A 17,010-nucleotide genomic window follows, 5' to 3' on the forward strand; every position below is an offset into this window, starting at 1 on the left:
CCGCGGAGGCTTTCGCGTCCCATCGCTGCGACATTCTGTCCAGCTTGAGAGAGACCGATGGCGAGCGACCAGACGCCCGGACAAGACGCGCCGAAACCGCAAGGGTGGATGCAGAAACTGCGCGCCAGCAAGATGCCGGGGCTGTTGGCGGCGGGCCTGGTGATCGCGGCGTTCGGCGGCGGGGTGCTGTCGGCCAAGGGCGTCGACTGGTTCGGCAAGCCGTCGGAGGAGACTCAGGTCGCGCCGGGCGCGCAGGGCTGGTCGCTGTTCGGAAAACCCCGCGACGCCAAGGCCGCACGCCGCGGCATTCCCAAGCCGGAAGGTTTCGCCGTCTGGCGCCACCGGATCGACACCTCGGGCAACCAGCCGGCCGCCTGCATCGAGCTGACCCGGCCGCTGGACCCGGCCAAGTCGTATGCCGACTTCGTGCTGGTCTCGCCCGACATCGGCGGCGCGCCGGCGGTCACCGTGAAGGGCTCGGAGCTGTGCATCGGCGGGACTGGCTTCGCCGACCGCCGCGTGACGCTGCTGAAAGGGCTGCCGTCGAAGGGCGGCGAGACCCTGGCGGCCAACGCCGACGTCGATTTTACCTTTGGTGAGAGGCCGCCGTTCGTCGGCTTCGCCGGCGAGGGCGTGATCCTGCCGCGCGAGGATTCCGACGGCGTCGGCATCGAGACCGTCAATGTCAGCCGGCTGTCGGTCGAGGTCTGGCGGGTCGTCGACCGCAACCTGGTGCGCAAGTCGATCAGCGCGCCCGACCCCACCGCCGAAGGCGAGTGGCCGAGCGACTACGGCTCGGACAGCCCCGACGACGAGGGCCGGGTGGTCTGGAAGGGCGAGCTGCCGGTGACCACGCAGGGCGCCGGCGAGCGGGTGACGACGGTGTTCCCGCTGGGCGCGGTGCTGAAGGAGATGAAGCCCGGCGCCTATGTGATCAAGGTGCGCGACGCCTCGGGCGGCCGCTCGATCAAGGGCGAGAATTCCGACGACGACTACGACCCGAACCCGCCGGCCCAGGCGCGGCGCTGGGTGGTGTTCACCGACATGGCGCTGTCGGCCTATGACGGGTCCGAAGCGCTGGACGTGGTGGTCCGCTCGCTGAAGACCGCCAAGGTAATGCCGAACGTGCGGGTCACGCTGGTGGCGCGCAACGGCGAGGACCTGGCCGTGGCGCAGAGCGACGCGCAGGGCCGCGTGCGCTTCGACCGCCCGCTGCTGGACGGCGAAGGCGCGGCCGACGCCAAGATGGTCATGGCCTATGGCGCGCAGGGCGACCTGGCGGTGCTGGACCTCGACCGCGCGCCGGTGGACCTGTCCAAGCAGGGGATCGGCGGACGCACCGAGGACAGCGGCGTCTCCGGCCGCACGGCCCAGACCGCCATCGACGGCTATCTCTACGCCGACCGCGGCATCTATCGCCCCGGCGAGACCGTGCACCTGAACGCCCTGCTGCGCGACCGCGAGGCCAAGGCGGTCAAGGACCGCAAGGGCGCGGTCGTCGTCCGCCGCCCCTCGGGCGTGGAATACAAGCGCTATCCGTTCGACAAGGCGCCGCTGGGCGCCGTGCCGGTCGACATCGAGCTGCCGAAGAGCGCGCCGCGCGGCCGCTGGACCGCCAAGCTGGAGATCGACGGGCTGGACAAGCCGGCCGGCGAGCTGTCGTTCCAGGTCGAGGACTTCGCGCCGCAGCGGCTGGCGGTGACCGCCGTCGGCCAGGAGGCCGTGCCGCTGAAGGCCGGCGAGACCCGCAACATCGACGTCACCGCCCGCTTCCTCTACGGCGCGGCGGGCGCGGGCCTGCAGACCCAGGGCGAGGCGCGGCTGCGCGTCGACCCCAACCCGTTCCCGGCCTTCGGGGGCTATCAGTGGGGCGACCAGCGCGAGCCGTTCGCCGAGAAGTTCCTGGAGGTCGGCCAGACCGTCACCGACGGCGCCGGCCGCGCGGTGCTGGCGCTGTCCTCGGAAGAGGCCGGCGACACGCCGCAGCCGCTGACCGCCGCCTTCACCGCCAGCGTCTTCGAGCCGGGCGGGCGCCCGGTGCGCGAGGGCCTGGACCTGAAGGTGCGGACCAAGGCCGTCTATCTGGGCGCCAAGATCGACCAGGGCGATTCCAGCGGTTCGGGCGATCCGACCATGCTGATCGACCTGATCGCGGTGAACGCGGCCGGCCAGCGGATCGCCGCGCCGGGGACGAGCTACACCCTGATCTCGGAGAACTGGGACTATGACTGGTTCCAGCAGGACGGCCGCTGGCAGTGGCGGCGGACCAGCCGCGACGTGGTCGTGGCCAAGGCAAATGTGAACCTCGCCGCCGGCCAGCCGACGCGGATCAGCCGCCGGCTGGGCTGGGGCGACTATCGGCTGGAGATGACCGGACCGGCCGGCGCCAAGAGCGTCATCCGCTTCGCCTCGGGCTGGGGCGCGCCGGCCAAGGACGTCGAGGCGCCCGACTTCGTGCGGGTCAGCGCCGGGGCCAAGCCCTATGCGCAAGGCGACACCGTCGAGATCACCCTGAAGCCGCCCTATGCCGGCGAGGCCCAGATCGCCGTGGCCACCGACCGGCTGATCGACCTGAAGACCGTCACCGTCGGCAAGGACGGGGCGACGGTTCGCTTGAAGACCAGCGCCGCCTGGGGCGGTGGGGCCTATGTGCTGGTCAGCGTGGTGCAGCCGCGCGACCCGGTCGCCTCGCCCAAGCCGCGGCGGGCGCTGGGCCTGGTCTATGTGCCGCTGGACCCGAAGGACCGGAAGCTCACGGTCGAGCTCAACACCCCGGCCAAGATCGACTCCAAGGCGCTGGTCGAGGTCCCGATCACCATCAAGGGCGCCGGGTTCGCCGGCCGCGCCAGGGTCACGCTGGCGGCGGTCGACGAGGGCATCCTGCAGCTGACCAAGTTCCAGAGCCCCGATCCGGTGAAGTGGTACTTCGGCAAGCGGGCGCTGACGCTCGACTATCGCGACGACTACGGACGGCTGCTCGACCCGAACCTGGGCGCCCCGGCCAACGTCAACTTCGGCGCCGACGGCATCGGCGGCGAGGGCCTGTCGGTGACGCCGATCAAGACCGTCGCCCTGTGGTCTGGCGTGGTCGAGACCGGGCTGGACGGCAAGGCGACGATCAAGCTGCCGGCCGCCCAGTTCAACGGCGAGCTGCGGCTGATGGCGGTGGCCTGGACCGACACCGCGGTGGGCTCGGCCAGCAAGCCGCTGACCGTGCGCGAGGCGGTGGTCGCCGACCTCGCCCTGCCCCGCTTCCTGGCGCCGGGCGACAAGGCGTTCGCGACGCTGCAGCTGCACAACATCGAGGGCAAGGTCGGCTCGTACATCGCCGAGCTGACCAGCGGCGGCGGGGTGCTGGCGCCGTTCAAGAAGGCGTTCCAACTGGCGCTCGGCCAACGCGTGGCTGAGAAGATCCCGTTCAGCGCGCCGGGCCGGGCCGGCATCGGCCAGGTGGGCTTCAAGGTCTCAGGCCCCGGCTTCTCGACCGCCAAGGACTATCCGATCCAGACGCGGCTGGGCTGGAGCCCGATCACCCGCACGACCTATGAGCTGCAGCAGCCGGGGGCGGCGTTCACGCCGGCCTCCAGCCTGCTCGCGGGCCTGGCGGCCGGGGACGTGACCCTGCACGTCAGCTACTCGCCGTTCCGCGGCTTCGACCCCGCGCCGATCGCGAACGCGCTGTCGCGCTATCCCTATGGCTGCACCGAGCAGACGGTGTCGGCCGCCTATCCGCTGATCTATGCGGCGGAGATCGCCAGCGACCCGAAGCTCAAGCGCTCGTCGGTGGCCCTGGCCGGGGCGGTCGGGCGGCTGCTGGACCGCCAGACCCTGGACGGCGCCTTCGGGCTCTGGCGGGTCGGCGACGGCGAGGCCGATCCCTGGCTGGGCGCCTATGTCACCGACTTCCTGCTCGAAGCGCAGAAGGCCGGGACGCCGGTGCCGCACGAGGCGATCGACCGGGCGCTCAGCGCCATGCGCCAGGTCTCGCGGCCGGAGGGCTGGGCCTCGGTCTCCTACCGGATGGAGTATCCGGACTGGTGGGCCGGCGGATCGGACGCCTCGAAGAAGGCGACCGAACGGATGCGCAGCCGGGCCTCGGCCTATGCGCTCTACGTGCTGGCCAAGGGCGGTCGCGGCGACCTGGCGCGGCTGCGCTGGTGGCACGACGTGCAGATGAAGAGCGAGGCTTCGCCGCTGGCCAAGGCGCAGGTCGGCGCGGGGCTGGCGATGATGGGCGACAAGGCCCGGGCGCGCTCGTCCTTCCGCCAGGCGATCGCCGCGCTCGGTTATCGCGACGAGGCCGACTGGTACCAGAGCCCGCTGCGCGACATCGCCGCCGTCACGGCCCTGGCCTACGAGGCCGGCGAGACCGACCTGGCGCGCGGGCTGCAGAAGCGGCTGGAGAACGCGGTCAAGGATCCGGACAGCCTCAACACCCAGGAGCAGGCGCGTCTGCTGCAGGCGGCGCACTGGATGCTGAAGGCGGCCGGGGCGATCCGCATCGACGCCGAAGGGGCCCAGCCGCTGACCGCGGTCGGCGGGGCTCCGCGCTGGGCGGTCGGCAAGCTGGCCGAGGCCCGCTTCGTCAACGCCGGCAAGGGCGCGCTATGGCGCACGGTGACGGTGACCGGCACGCCGGTCGCCCCGCCGCCTGCCGAGGACAACGGCATCAGCCTCTCCAAGCGTCTGGTCGGGTTCACCGGCGGGGCCGTCGATCCCGCGGCCCTGACCCAGGGTGAACGGGTGATCGTGGTGGTGTCGGGCCGCTCGGGCCAGAGCCGGTCGATGTCCCTGGTGGTCGACGACCCGCTGCCGGCCGGCTTCGAGATCGAGACCGTGCTGGGACCGGACGATGCGCAGAGCGGACCGTTCAAGTTCCTGGGCGAGCTCTCCAGCGCCGACGTCCAGGAAGCCCGCGACGACCGCTATGTCGCGGCCATGGACCTGGCCGGCAAGGGCGGCTTCACCTTCGCCTATGTGGCGCGGGCGGTGACGCCGGGCGACTTCCTGCTGCCGGGGGCGCAGGCCAAGGACATGTACCGTCCAAGCCTGAACGCGCGCACCGGCGCCAGCCGCACGGTGATCGCGCCGGGGCCATGAGTACGGAGGCCAGTTCCTCCCCCCTTGGGGGAGGTGGATCGGCGCGTCGCGCCGAAACGGAGGGGGACCGCTCTTCGGAGTCAAAGCCCCCCTCAGTCGGCCATGCGGCCGACAGCTCCCCCAGCGGGGGAGCAATGAGGAGCGTGCGCCGTCTCACCCTCGGCCTGACCGCGCTGCTTGGCGTCGAGGTCGCGGTGTTCGTGCTGGACGCTGCGCTGCCGCCGGACATGGGGCGGGCGGAGCGGTCTTCGCCGGTGGCGCTGGATCGGCGCGGCGCCTGGCTGCGGGCGTTGCCGGTCGAGGACGGGCGCTGGCGGATCCGCGCGGACCTGACGCGGACGGACGAAAGCTTCCAGAAGCGGCTGGTGCAGATCGAGGACGCGCGGTTCTGGATGCATCCGGGCGTCGACCCGCTGGCGGTGGCGCGGGCGGCGGGATCGGCGGCGGCGTCGGGACGGGTGAGCTCGGGGGCGTCGACTCTGACCATGCAGACCGCGCGGCTGCTGGAGCCGCGGCCGCGGACCATTCCCGCCAAGCTGATCGAAATGGTGCGGGCCGTGCAGATCGAGGCGCGGCTCAGCAAGCGCGAGATCCTGGCGCTGTACCTGACCCTGGCCCCCTATGGCGGCAATCTGGAGGGGGTGCGGGCCGCCAGCCTGTCCTACTTCGGCCATGAGCCGGAGACCCTGACCGACGGCGAGCAGGCGTTGCTGATCGCGCTGCCGCAGTCGCCGGAGGCGCGCCGGCCCGACCTGCGTCCCGAGAACGCGCGGGCGGCGCGCCGCGCCGTGCTGGACAAGATGATCCGCGCCCGGATCCTCAGCGAGACCGCGGCGGCGGAGGCCAAGGACGAGCCCCTGCCCGGCCGCAGCCCGTTCCCGGCCCTGGCCTGGCACGTCGCCGGCGAACTGGCGCGGGCGGCGCCAGTGAGCGAGGCCTCGGTGCTAACCACGCTGGACGCGGGGCTGCAGGCGCGGCTGGAGCCGCTGGCCGCACGGGTCGCCCAGAGCCAGGGCCCCGAAGCGACGGCGGCGATCCTGGTGGTGGAGATCAAGGGCCGGGCGGTGCGCGGAGCGGTCGGCTCGGGCGGGCTGGCGCGGCCCGGCGGCTGGATCGACATGACCCGGGCGGTGCGCTCGCCCGGCTCGGCGCTAAAGCCCTTCATCTACGGCTTCGCGTTCGACGACGGGCTGGCCGCGCCGGACACCCAAATCGACGATGCGGCCAGGCGGTTCGGCGACTACCAGCCGGAGAACTTCGACCGCATCTTCCGCGGCAAGGTCACGGCGCGCGAGGCGCTGACCTATTCGCTGAACGTCCCGGCGGTGGAGCTGCTCGACAAGGTCGGGCCCGCCGCGTTCGAGGCGCGGATCGACGGCGCCGGGGTCAACCTGGTGCGGCCCAAGGCGCAGACGCGCGAGGCGGGCCTGGCCATGGCGCTGGGCGGGGTCGGGATCACCCTGCGCGACCTGGCGGTGCTTTATGCGGCGCTGGGCGACGGCGGAGTGGCCAAGCCGCTGGCCTGGACGCAGGACGAGGCGGCGCGGCGTGAAAACCAGGGCGGACGGCGGCTGATGCGGGCCGAGGCCGCCGACCAGGTGCTGGCGATCCTGCGCGAGACCCCGCCCCCGGCCGGCGCGACGGCGGCGGCCCTGACCAAGGGCCGACCGGTGATGGCCTTCAAGACCGGCACCTCGTACGGCTTCCGCGACGCGGTGGCGGCCGGGGTGGTCGGGCCTTACGTGGTGGTGGTGTGGACCGGCCGCGCCGACGGCGGGGCGCGCGGCGGGCTGACCGGGCGCGACGCGGCGCTGCCGCTGCTGTTCGACGCCGCCGACCTGATCGACGCCCCGGCCAGCGCGCCGCGGCCGATCGCGCCGCGCGGCGCGCCGTCGGCGCTGACCCGGCTGGAGCAACGCGACCAGGGCCCGCGGCTGATCTTCCCGCCCAACGGGTCGACGGTGCAGGTCGAGGCGTTCGGGCCAGCTTCGCGGGGCTTGGTGCTCGCCGCCGGCGGCGAGGGCCTGAGCTGGTACGTCGCCGGCGAGCCGCTGGCCGCCGATCCCGTCAGTGGACGGACGATCTGGCGCCCGACGGGGCCGGGCTTCTACCGCCTGATGGTCGTCGACGAGGCGGGCCGCAAGGCCAGCGCCCGGGTGCGGGTGAAGTAGGCGAACAGATCCTCCCCTCTTGGGGGAGGTGGATCGGCGCACAGCGCCGAGACGGAGGGGGACTGCTCTCGAGGCAGCTTGAGTCAACGTCCCCCTCAGTCAGCTTCGCTGACAGCTCCCCCAGCGGGGGAGCATCGTCGGCCTACTGGCCCTCGTCGCGGGCCTTGTCGAGGTCGACGGGGCCGCTGATGGTGCAGTTCTGGTCGGTGACCAGGCCGTTGGCGATCGAGTAGACCCAGCCGTGGACGCTGAGGTTCTGGCCGCGGGCCCAGGCGTCCTGCACGAAGACGTCGGAGGCGACGTTGCGGACCTGGCGCATGACGTTGAGCTCGATCAGCCGGTCGATGCGCTCGTGGTCGTGCAGCATCTCGAGCTCGTCGCGGTGCTCGGCGTAGACCTCGCGGATCGGGTGCAGCCAGTGGTCGACCAGGCCGCGGCGCTTGCCGTCGACGGCGGCGGCGACGCCCCCGCAACCGTAGTGGCCCACGACCATGATGTGCTTCACCTTCAGCACGTCGACCGCGAACTGCAGCACCGACAGGTAGTTGGCGTCCTGCGGCGGCGCGAGGTTGGCGACGTTGCGGTGCACGAACAGCTCGCCCGGATCGAGATTGACGATCTCGTTGGCCGGGACGCGGCTGTCGGAGCAGCCGATCCAGAGATATTCGGGGCTCTGCTGGGCGACCAGGCGTTCGAAGAAGCCGGGGTCGACGGAGAGCTTTCCAGCCGCCCAGCGGCGGTTGTTTTCCTTCAGGTCCTCAAGCATGCACGGCGTCCGGTTGGCGATCGGGATGGGCGGCGGCGAAGGCCGGGTGTTGAGCCGCCTTGTCGGCGGCGGCGACGATCGCCGGGAAGGGCGTGAGGTCCACCTGGAAACGGCGGGCCGAATAGACCTGCGGCACCAGGCAGCAATCGGCGATGGTCGGCGTATCGCCAAAGGCTAAACCCTTGCCATGGCGCGCGACCATCGGCTCCAGCGCCGAGAAGCCGTCGACGATCCAGCCCTGGGTCCATTCGAGGATGCCCGCCTGGTCGATGCCCATCTTGTCGAGCTTTCGGCCGACGCGGGTGTTGTTCAGCGGGTGAATATCGCAGGCGATGATCCCGGCCATGGCGCGCACGCTCGCGCGGTCGAGCGGGTCCTTCGGAAGGATGGCCGGATCGGGGTGCGTTTCCTCAAGCCACTCCAGGATCGCCAGGCTCTGGGTGAGGACCCGGCCGCCGATGTCCAAGGCCGGGGTCAGACCTTGCGGATTCACCGCGCGGTAGGCGGGTTCGCGTTGCTGGCCGGCGAGCAGGTTCACTGCGGCGTAGTCATAATCCACGCCCTTCAGCGCCAACCCGATGCGGACGCGATAGGGCGCGGTGGCGCGCCAGGCGCTGTGCAGGACAAAAGTCATCCGATCACCTCGAAGCGAATTTTAGCGACGCCCTCGACCTCGCCCTCGACGACGTCGCCAGGGACGATCGGGCCGACGCCCTCGGGGGTGCCGGTGAAGATCAGGTCGCCGGGCGCCAGGGTCCAGAGCTTGGAGGCCTCGGCGATCACCTCGGCGAGGCTCCAGATCATGTCGGCGACCTGGCCTTCCTGGCGGACCTGGCCGTTGACGGTGAGCGCGATGCGGCCCCGCGGCGGGGCGGCGTCCCACTTGCGGATCGCCGAGATCGGGGCCGAGGCGTCGAAGCCCTTGGCGGCGTCCCAGGGATGGCCCTTGGCCTTGGCGGCGTTCTGCAGATCGCGGCGGGTCAGGTCGACGCCGACCGCGTAGCCGTAGACCAGCGACAGCGCCTGATCGACCGGCACGTCGGCGCCGCCGCCCTTGAGCGCCACGACCAGTTCGATCTCGTGATGCAGGTCGGAGGTCGCCGGTGGATAGCGGACCTGCCCGCCCGGCGGGACGATCGCGTCAGCCGGCTTGGCGAAGAAGAACGGAGGATCGCGGTCGTCGCCGCCCATCTCGCGGCGGTGGGCGGCGTAGTTGCGGCCCACGCAGAGGATGCGCCGGACCGGGAACACCGCCGTCTCGCCCTCCACGGGCACGGAGGCGGGAGCGGGGGGCGGCAGGACATAGGATGTCATGGCGCCGCCTTACGCCTGGGAAAGGGCGATGTGAACCCTGCCGTAGTGGGAACATGGGAGGTTTTTGCGGGAGGGGCGAGCTCTTATGAGGCCAACCGTGTGTCATCCCGGTTTCGGCCAAAGGCCGAAGACCGGGACCCATTCGCGCCGCGGGCGCAGCGCGCCACCTGACAGATCAGGTGTCCATGGGGCCCGGACAGGCGCTGCGCGCCTTCCGGGATGACACGTTGAGGCGCTACTTCACCGCGTCGCGGATGGCGCGGGCCTTGTCGAGGTGCTGCTGCACCGTCGGGGCCGTGGTCGCGGCGAAAGCCTTGATGGCCGGGACGTCGCCGTCCTGGGCGTAGCGCTGCAGGACGTCCAGCGCCGCCTGGTGGGCGTCGACCTGATTGTCCATGTAGGCCTTGTCGAAGTTGTCGGCCTTGCCGAGGTCGGTCAGCTTGTCCTGCAGGTCCTTGGGCAGGACGGTCGGCAGCGCCAGGGCGGTCTGGCCGGATTCGGCGATCGCCTTCTTCAGGCCCTCGGTGGTCTTGGTGTGGGCCGTGACCATGTCGGCGGCGAACTTCTTCACCTCGGGGCTCTTGGCCTTGGTGGCGGCCAGTTTGGCGGCCTCGACCTCGAACATGTCGCTGGCCGCGGCCTTGGCGACGAAGTCGGGGGCGGCCGCCTCGTTCGACGGCGTGATCACGGTCGCGGCCGGATTGGCGTCGGGCGTCGCAGCCTGTTCGGCCGGGGTCGCCGCACCCTTGGTTTCGGTCTTCTGCCCACAAGCGGCCAGCGAAATGGCAGCAATAGCCGCGCCCGCGATCAGCAGGTTACGGGTCATCAAACCCTCCTTACGATTGACTAGAATGATCGGCGCAGGTCCAACGGACAGCGCACGGGTCCAGAACTCACGGACGCGTGATCCGTTCCGGGGAGGGAGCAAACGTGACCGACGCCGCCGCCAACACCGGCCCGCTGCAAGGGCTGAAGGTCGTCGAGATGGGGACCCTGATCGCCGGGCCGTTCTGCGGCCAGATCCTCGGCGATTTCGGCGCCGACGTGGTCAAGATCGAGGATCCCAAGACCGGCGACCCGATGCGCCAGTGGGGCCGCAGCCTGCCCAAGGGGCTGTCGCCGTGGTGGCCGGTGATCGGGCGCAACAAGCGCTCGGTGGGCCTGGACCTACGCACGCCCGAAGGCCGCGAGATCGCGACCAAGCTGATCGACCAGGCCGACGTGCTGATCGAGAACTTCCGGCCCGGCACGCTGGAGAAGTGGGGCATGGGCTACGAGGCGCTCAGCGCCCGCAATCCGCGGCTCATCGTGGCGCGGGTGTCGGGCTTCGGTCAGACCGGCCCCTACGCCAAGCGGGCCGGCTATGGCCTGATCGGCGAGGCGATGGGCGGCCTGCGGCACGTGACCGGCGAGCCGGACCGGCCGCCGGCGCGGGCCGGGATCTCGATCGGCGACAGCCTGACCGCCATGCACGCGGTGATGGGGATCACCATGGCCCTGCATGCCCGCGAGCGCACCGGCCGCGGCCAGATGATCGACGCGGCGCTGTACGAGAGCGTGCTGGCGGTGATGGAGAACCTGGTCACCGAATACGACCTGACCGGCTATGTGCGCGAGCGCTCGGGCTCGATCCTGCCCGGCATCGCGCCGTCGAACGTCTATCCGTGCGCGGAGGGCGAGATGATCCTGATCGGCGGCAACGGCGACACGGTGTTCGCGCGGCTGGCCGAGGCGATGGGCCGGGCCGACCTGGCCGCCGACCCGAAGTTCGTCAGCCACGCGGCGCGCGGGGTGAACCAGAAGGAACTGGACGAGATCATCGCCGCCTGGACCGCGGGCTGGACGCTGGCCGACCTGATCGATCACCTGGAGACCAGCGGCATTCCCTGCGGCCGGGTGTTCCGCGCCCCGGACATGCTGGAGAACGAGCAGTACCAGGCCCGCGAGGCGATCGTGGAGCTGCCGCATCCGGTGTTCGGCAAGGTGAAGATGCAGAACGCCTTCCCGAAGCTGTCGGAGACGCCCGGCGCGGTGCGCTGGCCGGGGCCGGATCTGGGTCAGCACACCGACGAGGTGCTGGCCGAGGTGGGGCTCAGCGCCGACGACGTGGCCGGACTGCGCGCGAAGGGCGTGGTCTAGGGCCCCAAAACTTAAAGCCCCCCTCACCCGGCTGCGCCGGGAGCTCCCCCAGCGGGGGAGCATCTTGACCTCGTCACATCGCATCCATCCTCTTCAGATGCTCCCCCTCTGGGGGAGCTGGCGGCCGCAGGCCGACTGAGGGGGACTTTGATGCAAGCGCCCGAACGAACCCGGCGGTTGGCGCTTGGTCTGCGGAAGGCGATGACGTTGCCGGAGGTCCTGCTCTGGAAAGCGATCAAGAGCCGTCGGCTGGACGGCCTGCATTTCCGCAAGCAGCACCCCGTCGGGCCGTATGTGCTCGACTTCTATTGCGACAGCGCCCGGCTGTGTGTCGAGGTGGATGGATACAGCCACGGAACCGGCGTACGGCCCGAGCGCGACGTAGAGCGGGACGCCTGGTTGGCCGAGCAGGGCGTCACGACGGTGCGGCTTCCGGCCGAGCTGGTGCTCGACGACGTCGATGATGCGGTCGCGACCATTCGCCAGGCGCTAGAGCCATAGGTCCCCTCCCCCCGCGGGGGAGCATCTTGTGGGAGGGCGAATTTGCGGCTCCTATGCTCGCAGAAGTTTCAGGGGGCTCCGCATGTTGATCCAGAACCGCCGCACGCTGCTGGCCGGCGGGGCGGCCGCCACTTTGTTCACGCCCGGCCTCGCCTTCGCGCAGAGCGGGGACGTGACGCCGATCCGGCTGGCGGCCGAGAAAGGCTACGACGCCTCGGTCAAGCGGATCCAGGAGTGGATCGCCCTGCCCTCCATCGCTGCGGAGAACCGCGACATGGACAAGGGCTGCGACTACATGATGGCCCTGGCCAGGGACGCCGGCTTCCAGCACGTCGAGAAGGTGCCGACCGCCGGGTTTCCGGGCGTGTTCGCGACGCTGGACGTCGGCGCCAAGCGGACCATCGGCATCTACTTCATGTACGACGTGAAGCAATACGATCCGGCCGAATGGTCGAGCCCGCCGCTTGAGGCGCGGATCGTCGACAAGCCCGGCTTCGGCAAGGTCATCGTCGGGCGCGGGGCCGTGAACCAGAAGGGCCCTGAGGCGACTTTCCTGGCCGCGCTGCACGCCATCCGCGCGGCCGGCAAGAAGCCGCCGGTCAACATCGTGCTGGTCTGCGAGGGCGAGGAGGAGATCGGCAGCCCGAACTTCCGGCAGATCGTCACCCAGCCGAAGGTGCTGGCCGCGCTGAAGCGCTGCGAGGGCGTGATCATTCCGGCCGGCTGGCAGAGCCCGAGCAACGGCGGGGTCAGCGTCAACCTGGGCGCCAAGGGCGTCGTCGAGCTGGAGCTGATCGCCAGCGGCGCCAAGTGGGGCCGCGGCCCGAAGACCGACATCCATTCCAGCGAGAAGGCGCGGGTCGACAGCCCGGCCTGGCGCCTGGTCCAGGCTTTGACCAGCCTGGTGACGCCGGACGGCAACACCCCGGCGATCGACGGCTATTTCGAGAAGGTCCGCCCGCTGACCGCCCGCGAGAAGGAGCTGATCGGCCTGGCCGCCCAGCAGATGAGCGAGGCCGACGCCAAGAAGGCCATGGGCGTCGACCGGTGGATCGACGACATGCCCTGGGAGCAGTCGCTGGAGCGGCTGGCCAGCCAGCCGACGGTGAACATCGAGGGACTGGTCGCCGGCTATACCGGGCCCGGCGGCAAGACCATCCTGCCCGGCCGCGCGACCGCCAAGATCGACATGCGGCTGGTGCCCAATCAGACCAAGGACGACACGGTCGCCAAGCTGCGCGCGCACCTGGACAAGCGCGGCTTCACCGACATCGAGGTCAATGTCAGCGGCGGCTACGACCCGACCGAGACCGACGAGAACAGCCGCCTGATCAAGGCCGAGATCGCCACCTACAAGAAGGCCGGCGTGCCGATCAGCCTCTATCCGCGGCTGGCCGGATCCTGGCCCGGGGCGGTGTTCACCTCAGCCCCCGTCAGCCTGCCGGCTGGACAGTTCGGGCTGGGCCACGGCAGCGGGGCCCATGCGCCGAACGAGTACTATGTGATCGAGTCTTCGAACCCGAAGGTCGAAGGTCTGGTCGGCGCGACCGTGGGCTACGCCGACTTCCTCTACGAGATCGCTTCGATCGCCTGACCGCCGGGGCGGCTAGGAGGCGAAGAAGCCGAGTTCGCCGCTGACCCGGACCTGGCAGGGGCGGCCGTCGTCCTGCTCTTGCCGCGCGCGGCGATTGGCGGCGGCCTTGGCGATGTCTTTGTCCGGCGAGTGCCCGAAGGTGTCGCCGTCCAACTCCACGGCCCAGACGCCGTCACGAAATGCGACCGTCAAAACGGCCCGTTCCAAACCTTTTTGCATCGGCAAGCCATAGCATACCCGGGGGCGGGCGGCGAATTTTCCATATATTTCTTGCCGTCCGCGAAAATTTCCCTCAATTTGTCCTGGTCAAATGTCGTTTTGGCTCGCTGCCGTGGCGCTAGTTCTACTTGAGAGATCAGCTTCACAATTGCCTTCGGACCTCTCCGAAAATTTGATCTTGCGACCCGTTCTGGGCGCGAGAACTCATGCCCGGAAAGGGACAACATGACTATTGGTGTCGTTAAGTGGTTCAACGCCCAAAAGGGTTTCGGCTTCATCCAGCCTGACGATGGCGGCGCGGACGTGTTCGTGCACATCTCGGCGGTGGAGCGGGCCGGCATGGCCACCCTGCACGAGGGCCAGAAGCTGAGCTTCGAGCTGGAGCGCGACAAGCGCAGCGGCAAGAACTCGGCCGGCCAGCTGCAAGCGGTCTAAGCCGACCTCAGCTACGCAAGATCGACGGCCCGGCGCACCCTGCGCCGGGCCGTTTTTCGTGGTCAGGCCGCCACGCCGAACAGGGCTCCGACCCCTGCGGTGACCGCCATGGCCACCGCGCCCCAGAAGGTGACGCGAACCACTGGGCGCAGCATCGGCGCGCGGCCGGCCCAGGCGCCGAGCGCGCCGAGCGCGCCGAGATAGACCAGCGAGGCGCCGGCGACGGCGGGCACGATCCAGGCCGTCGGCGCGACCTGCGAGGCGACCAGCGGCAGGGCGGCGCCGGCCGAGAAGGTGACCGCCGAGGTGAAGGCCGCCTGGATCGGGCGGGCGGTGGTGATCTCCGACAGGCCGAGTTCCGCCCGAGCGTGGGCGCCCAGCGCGTCGTGGGCGCTGACCTGGCGGGCGACCTGCAGCGCCAGGTCCGGCGCGACGCCGCGGCTTTCGTAGATGCCGGCGAGCTCGCGCAGCTGGGCCTCGGGCTCGGCCGCCAGCTGCCGGCGCTCGGCCTCGAGCGCGGCTTTCTCGGTGTCGCGCTGGGAGCTGACCGAGACGTACTCGCCGGCCGCCATCGACATCGCCCCGGCGACCAGCGCCGCGCCGCCGGCGATGAGGATTTCGTTGCGCCCCTGGGCGGCGGCGGCGACTCCCACGATCAGGCTGGCGGTGGAGACGATGCCGTCATTGGCCCCGAGCACCGCGGCCCGCAGCCAACCGATCCGCGCGATCGGCTCGCCCTGCATCTGCGTCATGCGCCGCCCTCCTCGTCCGCGACGACGCTGCACGGTTCGCGGGCCGGCGTAAACGCGTCAGTCGCGGGCGACCAGCGCGACGAGCGCGTCCTCGAAGCGCGGGTCGTGCAGGTGGGGATAGCCCTCCAGCACCGCGGCGCGGATCACGCCGAGCACCGCGCGCGAACTGACGAAGTGGTCGAGCTCGGCCCGACTGGGTCCTTCGAGCAGGGCCAGGGTTTCCTCGCTCTGGGCCGCCAGCGAGCGGCTGGCGTCGGCGGTCAGCATGGCCTTGAGCGCCGCGCGGCGGGTGGCCGGCCGGTCGGCCCAGATGCCGATCTGAGCGCGGATGGCCACGCGCGAGCGGTCCGTGGTCGCCGCGGCGATGGCGGCGCGGACCTTGGCGTTCTCGGCCAGGGCCATGTCGATGAGGATCGCCTGCTTGTTGGGATAGTACTGGTAGAGGCTGCCGACGCTGACCCCGGCGACCTCGGCGATGCGGTTGGTGGTCAGCCGGGCCTCGCCCTCGCTCTCCAGAATCTGAGCCGTGGCCTGGAAGATGGCCTCGCGGGTGGCCTGGGCGCGGGCCTGTTTCGGCGCGCGGCGTTGCGGTTGCGCGGGACGGGCCATCGGGCCTCCGGAAAGCGAGTCGTCAAACCTGAGCCTAGCTCGGATTGTGGACGCCACGCCAACGAGAGACAGCTTCCATGACCTTTTGGACCGACCAGCTCGACCTGATCACCACCCGGAAAAACAACCCGCCACCCGTGGTGACCACGCTGAAGCTCGGCCTGTGCGAGGAGTGGGGGCCTGGCTGGGTGCGCAAGCGCTGGGAACCGGATCCCTCAGTCCTCAACAGCGACGGCTCGCTGTTCGGCGGCTATTTGGCGGCCCTGGGCGACCAGATCCTGTCGTTTACGGCCATGACCGTGATGCCCGATGGGGCGAGCTATCGGACGGTGAATCTTCAGATGCAGTTCGTAAAGGTCGGCCGGGCGCACCCCCTGCTGATCGAGGGTCGGGTCACCGCAGCCAGCAAGCGACTCGTTACGGCGGAGGCCGACTTCCGCCGCGAGGACGGCGAACTGATCGCCCGCGTCAACGGGCAGCAGATCGTCCTTCCTATCGAGATCGGTTGACGACCACGGGCATGGCGCCGCCCATGGGGCCAAGAACAAGCTTCGGGGAAAGCGCCATGCCCATCGCCGCCGTCAACGGCCTCAACCTCTACTTCGAGCGTGCGGGGGCCGGCGAGCCGCTGCTGTTCATCTCCGGCACCGGCGGCGACCTGCGGGTGAAGCCGAACCAGTTCGACGGGCCGTTCCCGAAGGCGTTCGACATGATCAGCTACGACCAGCGCGGGCTGGGCCAGTCGGACAAGCCGGACGTGCGCTACACCATGGCCGACTATGCCGACGACGCCGCGGCGCTGATGGAGAGCCAGGGCTGGCCGAGCGCCCACGTCATCGGCGTGTCGTTCGGCGGCATGGTCGCCCAGGAGCTGGCCCTGCGCCATCCGGGCAAGATCCGCCGGCTGGTGCTGGCCTGCACCTCGCCGGGCGGCGAGGGCGGGGCCTCGTTCGCGTTTCACGAGATCGAGCACCTGAAGGGCGAGGAACGGGCCAGGCACCTGACCCCGATCTCCGACACCCGCCGCGACGACGCCTGGGCGGCCGCCAATGGCGAGCTCTACGCCCAGATCATCGCCATGACCGCCGCCGATCCGTATGCGGACGAGCCCGGCCGCGCGCAGGGCGCCCATCGCCAGCTGGAGGCGCGGGCCGACCACGACACCTGGGAACGGCTGGGAGAGATCGCCGCCCCGACGCTGGTGGCGGGCGGCCGCTTCGACGGCATCGCCCTGCCCGCGACGCTGGAGCGGCTGGCCGGCAGGATCCCGGGCGCGGAGCTGCGCTTCTACGACGGCGGCCACATGTTCATGATCCAGGACCGCGCCGCCGTACGCGACATGATCACGTTCCTGAACGCCGCGGACTAGGCCGCTTGCGCGGTGGCGATCGCGCGGAATATGACACCGGC

The 17,010-nt window shown here is 70.6% G+C and carries 15 protein-coding genes; 8 read left to right on the forward strand and 7 right to left on the reverse strand.

Annotation, left to right across the window (positions count from 1 at the left end; all coding sequences use genetic code 11):
- The first annotated feature begins 57 nt into the window (after positions 1 to 57).
- Positions 58 to 5,100 (forward strand): alpha-2-macroglobulin family protein, encoded by a 5,043-nt coding sequence (locus tag AC1Q87_RS08955; protein ID WP_492608614.1) that lies wholly within the window; start codon positions 58 to 60, stop codon positions 5,098 to 5,100.
- Positions 5,101 to 5,234: 134 nt separating this feature from the next.
- Positions 5,235 to 7,271 (forward strand): penicillin-binding protein 1C, encoded by a 2,037-nt coding sequence (gene pbpC / locus AC1Q87_RS08960; RefSeq protein ID WP_492608615.1) that lies wholly within the window; start codon positions 5,235 to 5,237, stop codon positions 7,269 to 7,271.
- Between the two features lie 142 nt (positions 7,272 to 7,413).
- On the opposite strand, the gene AC1Q87_RS08965 is transcribed toward pbpC, so the two are convergent.
- The 4 genes from AC1Q87_RS08965 to AC1Q87_RS08980 form a co-directional block, all read right to left on the reverse strand.
- Positions 7,414 to 8,037: a carbonic anhydrase gene (locus AC1Q87_RS08965; RefSeq protein ID WP_492608616.1), complete on the reverse strand. Its 624-nt coding sequence runs from the start codon at positions 8,035 to 8,037 to the stop codon at positions 7,414 to 7,416.
- A complete protein-coding gene (maiA, locus tag AC1Q87_RS08970) occupies positions 8,030 to 8,671 on the reverse strand; it encodes a maleylacetoacetate isomerase (protein WP_492608617.1) in 642 nt (213 codons plus the stop codon). The genes AC1Q87_RS08965 and maiA overlap by 8 nt, the downstream gene beginning before the upstream one ends.
- Entirely contained in the window at positions 8,668 to 9,351 is a 684-nt protein-coding gene (locus AC1Q87_RS08975; protein WP_492608618.1) for a fumarylacetoacetate hydrolase family protein, read from the reverse strand. The genes maiA and AC1Q87_RS08975 overlap by 4 nt, the downstream gene beginning before the upstream one ends.
- Positions 9,352 to 9,586: 235 nt before the next feature.
- On the reverse strand, positions 9,587 to 10,177 hold the full coding sequence (locus tag AC1Q87_RS08980; protein ID WP_492608619.1) for a DUF4142 domain-containing protein: 591 nt from the start codon (positions 10,175 to 10,177) through the stop codon (positions 9,587 to 9,589).
- 104 nt (positions 10,178 to 10,281) lie between these two features.
- Here AC1Q87_RS08980 and AC1Q87_RS08985 point away from each other — a divergent pair, with 104 nt between their 5' ends.
- From AC1Q87_RS08985 to AC1Q87_RS08995, 3 genes are all read left to right on the forward strand, one after another.
- On the forward strand, positions 10,282 to 11,490 hold the full coding sequence (locus tag AC1Q87_RS08985) for a CaiB/BaiF CoA transferase family protein (protein ID WP_492608620.1): 1,209 nt from the start codon (positions 10,282 to 10,284) through the stop codon (positions 11,488 to 11,490).
- A 150-nt stretch (positions 11,491 to 11,640) separates the two neighbouring features.
- The gene (locus tag AC1Q87_RS08990; RefSeq protein WP_492608621.1) at positions 11,641 to 11,991 is read left to right on the forward strand and encodes an endonuclease domain-containing protein; all 351 of its coding nucleotides are present in this window, start codon (positions 11,641 to 11,643) and stop codon (positions 11,989 to 11,991) included.
- An 82-nt stretch (positions 11,992 to 12,073) separates the two neighbouring features.
- On the forward strand, positions 12,074 to 13,585 hold the full coding sequence (locus AC1Q87_RS08995) for a M20/M25/M40 family metallo-hydrolase (RefSeq protein WP_492608622.1): 1,512 nt from the start codon (positions 12,074 to 12,076) through the stop codon (positions 13,583 to 13,585).
- Between the two features lie 12 nt (positions 13,586 to 13,597).
- Here the strand turns inward: AC1Q87_RS08995 and AC1Q87_RS09000 are convergent, their stop codons facing one another.
- Complete coding sequence (locus AC1Q87_RS09000) at positions 13,598 to 13,777, reverse strand: hypothetical protein (RefSeq protein WP_492608623.1); 180 nt, start codon at positions 13,775 to 13,777, stop codon at positions 13,598 to 13,600.
- A gap of 252 nt (positions 13,778 to 14,029) precedes the next feature.
- Here AC1Q87_RS09000 and AC1Q87_RS09005 point away from each other — a divergent pair, with 252 nt between their 5' ends.
- Positions 14,030 to 14,239 carry a cold-shock protein gene (locus AC1Q87_RS09005; protein ID WP_269627887.1) on the forward strand — a complete coding sequence of 70 codons (210 nt, stop codon included), beginning with the start codon at positions 14,030 to 14,032 and terminating at the stop codon, positions 14,237 to 14,239.
- 62 nt (positions 14,240 to 14,301) lie between these two features.
- On the opposite strand, the gene AC1Q87_RS09010 is transcribed toward AC1Q87_RS09005, so the two are convergent.
- Together AC1Q87_RS09010 and AC1Q87_RS09015 are read right to left on the reverse strand one after the other, a co-directional pair.
- Complete coding sequence (locus AC1Q87_RS09010; protein ID WP_492608624.1) at positions 14,302 to 14,991, reverse strand: VIT1/CCC1 transporter family protein; 690 nt, start codon at positions 14,989 to 14,991, stop codon at positions 14,302 to 14,304.
- A 57-nt stretch (positions 14,992 to 15,048) separates the two neighbouring features.
- Entirely contained in the window at positions 15,049 to 15,600 is a 552-nt protein-coding gene (locus AC1Q87_RS09015; protein ID WP_492608625.1) for a TetR/AcrR family transcriptional regulator, read from the reverse strand.
- Positions 15,601 to 15,677: 77 nt separating this feature from the next.
- On the opposite strand from AC1Q87_RS09015, the gene AC1Q87_RS09020 reads away from it, so the two are divergent.
- Together AC1Q87_RS09020 and AC1Q87_RS09025 are read left to right on the forward strand one after the other, a co-directional pair.
- Positions 15,678 to 16,109: a PaaI family thioesterase gene (locus tag AC1Q87_RS09020; protein WP_492608626.1), complete on the forward strand. Its 432-nt coding sequence runs from the start codon at positions 15,678 to 15,680 to the stop codon at positions 16,107 to 16,109.
- Between the two features lie 56 nt (positions 16,110 to 16,165).
- Positions 16,166 to 16,969 (forward strand): alpha/beta fold hydrolase, encoded by an 804-nt coding sequence (locus AC1Q87_RS09025; RefSeq protein ID WP_492608627.1) that lies wholly within the window; start codon positions 16,166 to 16,168, stop codon positions 16,967 to 16,969.
- Positions 16,970 to 17,010: the final 41 nt, after the last annotated feature.

It is taken from the genome of Phenylobacterium sp. GW823-FHT02A09 (assembly GCF_058797775.1).